This window comes from Micromonospora maritima, from assembly GCF_902825405.1.
Taxonomy (GTDB): domain Bacteria; phylum Actinomycetota; class Actinomycetes; order Mycobacteriales; family Micromonosporaceae; genus Micromonospora; species Micromonospora maritima.
Map to the genome: position 1 here is coordinate 1 of NZ_CADEAU010000433.1, position 4568 is coordinate 4568.

4 protein-coding genes are annotated in these 4568 nt (G+C 75.2%); 1 reads left to right on the top strand and 3 read right to left on the bottom strand.

The window, feature by feature from the left end; genetic code table 11:
- Positions 1-212: 212 nt before the first annotated feature.
- Positions 213-545, bottom strand: a complete 333-nt coding sequence (locus HUW36_RS26370) for a DUF4031 domain-containing protein (protein ID WP_174530612.1) — start codon at positions 543-545, stop codon at positions 213-215.
- 31 nt (positions 546-576) lie between these two features.
- On the opposite strand from HUW36_RS26370, the gene HUW36_RS26375 reads away from it, so the two are divergent.
- Positions 577-1977 carry an FAD-binding oxidoreductase gene (locus HUW36_RS26375; RefSeq protein ID WP_174530613.1) on the top strand — a complete coding sequence of 467 codons (1401 nt, stop codon included), beginning with the start codon at positions 577-579 and terminating at the stop codon, positions 1975-1977.
- Position 1978: 1 nt separating this feature from the next.
- Here the strand turns inward: HUW36_RS26375 and HUW36_RS26380 are convergent, their stop codons facing one another.
- Together HUW36_RS26380 and HUW36_RS26385 are read right to left on the bottom strand one after the other, a co-directional pair.
- Positions 1979-2488 (bottom strand): hypothetical protein, encoded by a 510-nt coding sequence (locus HUW36_RS26380; RefSeq protein ID WP_174530614.1) that lies wholly within the window; start codon positions 2486-2488, stop codon positions 1979-1981.
- Positions 2489-2556: 68 nt separating this feature from the next.
- A complete protein-coding gene (locus HUW36_RS26385; protein ID WP_174530615.1) occupies positions 2557-4359 on the bottom strand; it encodes a glycerol-3-phosphate dehydrogenase/oxidase in 1803 nt (600 codons plus the stop codon).
- Positions 4360-4568: the final 209 nt, after the last annotated feature.

Here is a 4568-nt window from a genome sequence, read left to right on the forward strand (position 1 = left end):
CACGACGCTCTTCCGATCTGGTCGGGCCGGACGACCCGGACGGCGTCCTGCTGTGCGACGCGGACCTGGCGGTGCTGGCCGCCCCGCCGGACGGCTACGACCGCTACGCCGCCGCGATCCGCCGGGAGTACGCGCACGTCCCCGAGCCCGACTTCCGGGCCGGCCGGGCGGCCGTGCTGCGGCGGCTGCTCGCCCTGCCGGCGCTCTACCGCCTACCCGAGGCGCACGCCCGCTGGGAGGACGCCGCCCGCACCAACCTGGCCCGGGAGCTGGCGCGCCTCGGCTGAGGCGCGGGGCTTCGGGCGGCGCAGGTCGGCGGCGCGCAGCAGGCGGACGACCTCCCGCGAGGGGATCACCGTCGCACCCAGCCAGACCGCCGCCCGGAACCGCTCGGCGGGCAGGTCGTAGTGGTCCCGGTCGAAGCCGCGCCGGGGCGCGCCGAGCATCTCGGCGAACGCGTGCAGCTCCGCGTACGAGACGTCGCTGATCAGGTGTGACCAGAGCCGGCCGCGCCAGGGCACGGCGGGCGGGTCCAGGTAGAGCACGGCGACCAACGGTACGCGTAGCCTTCCCGGCATGGCCGCCCATCCCCTCCTCGACGACCTGCGGGCCGCGCTCGGCGACGCCGCCGTGCTGACCGATCCCGACCTGCTGGCCGGGCACGAGCGCGACGAGGCGGACCTGTGCGCCTCGGGCACCCCGTTGGCGGTGGTCCGGCCGCGGGACACCGAGGGCGTGGTGGCGGCGGTCCGCGCGGCCGGGCGGCACGGCGTACCGGTGGTGCCGCAGGGGGCGCGGACCGGGCTGGCCGGTGCGGCGAACGCGGTGTCCGGCGCGCTGGTGCTGAGCACCACGGCGATGGACCGGATCCGGGAGATCGACCCGGTCGGCCGGTTCGCCGTGGTGCAACCGGGCGTGGTCAACGCGGCGCTGGCCGGGGCGGTGCGGGAGCAGGGTCTCTGGTACCCGCCGGACCCGGGCTCGTGGGAGTCGTCGACCATCGGCGGCAACGTGGCCACCAACGCGGGCGGCATGTGCTGCGTGAAGTACGGCGTGACGACCGAGTACGTGCTCGGCCTGGAGGTGGTGCTGGCCTCCGGCGAGGTGCTGCGCACCGGCCGCCGCACCGCCAAGGGCGTCGCCGGGTACGACCTGACCCGGCTCTTCGTCGGCTCGGAGGGCACACTCGGTGTGATCACCGAGGTGACGGTGGCGCTGCGCCCGGCGCCGGAGGAGTCGCTGACCCTGGTCGCGGTCTTCCCGACCACGGCGGCGGCCGGTGGCGCGGTGGCCGGGATCGCCCGGCACGGCCTCACGCCGAGCCTGCTGGAACTGTTGGACCGGACCCACCTGCGGGCGATCGAGGCGTACCGGCCGATGGGTCTGCGCACCGACGCGGAGGCGCTGCTGCTGGCGGCGGTGGACACCGGCGCGCGGGCCGCCGACGACCTGGCCCGGATCACCGAGGTCTGCACCGCGGCCGGCGCCGACGAGGTCTGGGCGGCCACCGACGCGACCGAGGCGGCGGCCCTGCTCCAGGCCCGGCGGCTGGCCCACCCGGCGATGGAGCGGTTCGCCGCGGAGACGTTCCCCGGCGGCAACGGTGGCCTGGTCATCGACGACGTGGCGGTGCCGCGCGGCCGGCTGGCCGAACTGCTGGACGGGGTGGCCCGGATCGCCGAGGTGTGCGACGTGCCGATCGGCGTGGTCGGTCACGCCGGGGACGGCAACATGCACCCGAACATCGTGGTCGACCGGGCCGACCCGGCGAGCCTGGACCGGGGGCGGCGGGCCTTCGACGAGATCATGCGGCTCGGGTTGGAGCTGGGCGGCACCTGCACCGGGGAGCACGGTGTCGGGCTGCTGAAGCGGGACTGGCTGGCCCGGGAGATCGGCCCGGTGGGCGTCCGGGTGCACCAGGCGATCAAGGCGGCGCTGGACCCGGCCGGGCTGCTCAACCCGGGCAAGGTGATCTGAGTCAGCCCTTGTCCTCGGCCGGGGTCGCCTGGGTGAGCAGCAGCAGCACGTCGTAGGCGACGGTGGGCTTCGGCTCGCCCGGACAGTCCTGGATGGTCACGGTCAGGCCGGGCGGGACGAGCAGTGTCGAGGTCAGCACGCCGATGCAGCCCTGCTTGTACTGCCGCGCCTGGTCGGTCTCACCGTCCAACGCCGGGTCGGTGAGCATCTGCTGCAACCGCTGCGTCTGCTCGGGGTTGAGCGTGCCCGTCGCGTCGACGCCGTCCCCGGCGCAGTCGCGGCACTGCCACCTGCCGGTCGGGTCCACGTCGAGCGTGCGGACCGGCCCGTCCGCACCCAGCCGCTGCACCAGGGAGACCCGCTTCCCGACCGGGGTCGGCGCGGACGAGCCCTGCTGACCGGGTGTGGTCGCCCCCTCCGCCCGGCCGAAGAGTGTGCAGCCGGTCAGGGTGGTCGACAGCAGGATGCCGGCGGACAGGGCGGCGACGCGCGACCAGGATGGACGAACCACGCGGGAAACCTACACTTCCGTAGGTAGCGCGCACCACCGGCCGAGCGGCCGGTAGGGGTTCCGGTTCCTCAGCGCGGCGAGGTGGGCAGCTCGGTCCCCCGGTCGGCGGCGAAACCGCGCACGTCCGGCGCGCCGAGCCGCGCCGCGTCGGCCGCGATGTCGTCCGGCATGAGCTGCGACTCCCGCTCCGCCTCGACCCGCGCCCGGTAGTGGGCGACCTCCCGGGCCCGGGTCGCCGCGTCCCAGCCGAGCACCGCGCCCATCAACTCCGCGGCGTGTTCGGCCGACTCCAGGCCGCGATGGCTGGTCTCGATGGAGATCCGGGTACGCCGGGTGAGGACGTCCTCCACGTGCAGCGCGCCCTCGGCGCGGGCCGCGTACGTCACCTCGGCGGCCAGGTATTCCGGCGCGCCGGCCAGCGGCGAGCCGAGCAGCGGGTCGGCGTCGACCAGGGCGAGCAGGTCCAGGGTGAGGTTGCCGTAGCGCTCCAGCAGGTGCTCGACCACGCCGACCGCCACCCCGTGCCGGCGGGCCAGGTCGGCCCGGTCGCGCCACAGGGCCGCGTACCCGTCGGCGCCGAGCAGCGGCAGGTCGGCGGTGCGCGACGGCCGGGTCTGCCCGAGCCGGTGCATGGCCCGGTCGACCACGTCGGCGGCCATCACCCGGTAGGTCGTGTACTTGCCGCCGGCCACCAGCAGCAGGCCCAGCATCGGCTCCACCACGGCGTGCTCGCGGGAGAGCTTGGAGGTGGAGTCCGCCTCGCCGGCCAGCAGCGGTCGCAGACCGGCGTAGACGCCCTCGATGTCGGCGGTGGTCAACGGCCGGTCCAGCACGGTGTTGACCTGCGACAGCAGGTAGTCGATGTCGCTCGCGGTGGCGGCCGGGTGGGACCTGTCGAGCTGCCAGTCGGTGTCGGTGGTGCCGATGATCCAGTGGCCGCCCCACGGGATGACGAACAGCACGCTCGTCGCGGTACGCAGGATCAGCCCGGTCTCGCCGACGATGGCCGAGCGGGGCACCACCAGGTGCACGCCCTTGGAGGCCCGGACCCGCAGCTTGGGGCGGAGCCCGACGTCGTTGAGCATCCGCGACATGTCGTCGCTCCACACGCCGGTCGCGGCGATCACGGTGCGGGCGCGTACCTCGAACTCGGCGTCCGGCGAACCGGGCGGCGCCTCCAGGTCGCGCACCCGGACACCGGTCACCTCGCGGGCCTGGCGGATCAGGCCGACCGCCCGGGCGCTGGTGACCACGGTCGCGCCGAGGCTGGCCGCGGTGCGGGCCAGCGTCACCACGAGGCGGGCGTCGTCGACCTGACCGTCGTAGTAGCGGATCGCGCCGGCCAGCGTGTCCGGTCGGAGGCTGGGGAAGATCCGCCGGGCGCCCTCGCGGGTCAGGTGCCGGTGCAGCGGCATCCCCCGGCCGCCGCCGAACACTCCGGCGAACGCGTCGTACGCGGCCACGCCGAGCCCGTAGTAGGAACGGCGGAAGATCCGTCGGGGCAGGTCGCGCGCGCCGCCCTCGGCCGGCAGCGGGACCAGGATCGGCACCGGGCGGACCAGGTGCGGGGCGAGCCGGGTGGCCAGCAGCCCGCGTTCGGTGAGCGCCTCGTGGACCAGGTGGAACTCCAGCTGTTCCAGGTAGCGCAGACCACCGTGGATGAGCTTGCTGGACCGGCTGGAGGTGCCGGCGGCATGGTCGCGCGCCTCGACCAGGGCGACCTTCAGCCCTCGGGACGCGGCGTCCAGCGCGGCGCCCGCACCGGTGACGCCACCGCCGATGACCAGCACGTCGAACCGCTCGGCGCGGAGCCGGCGCAGGTCGTCGGCGCGGCGCTCGGCGGAGAGCTGACCGGCCACGGATCGGGACACGTTGGGGTCGCGCACCCGTCCACGGTAACCGTCCCCGCGCCACCGCGACACGTCCCGGCCGTACCGTGATGACCATGCTCACCGGCCCGCCCGCTGTTCCCCTGTCCCCGCCGCCGCCCCGGACGCGCCGAGCATCTACGACATCCCGAAGGTGCTGCACCGCGAGGGCCTCGACGCGTACGTGGTGCGCCGGCTCGGCCTGTCGTTCC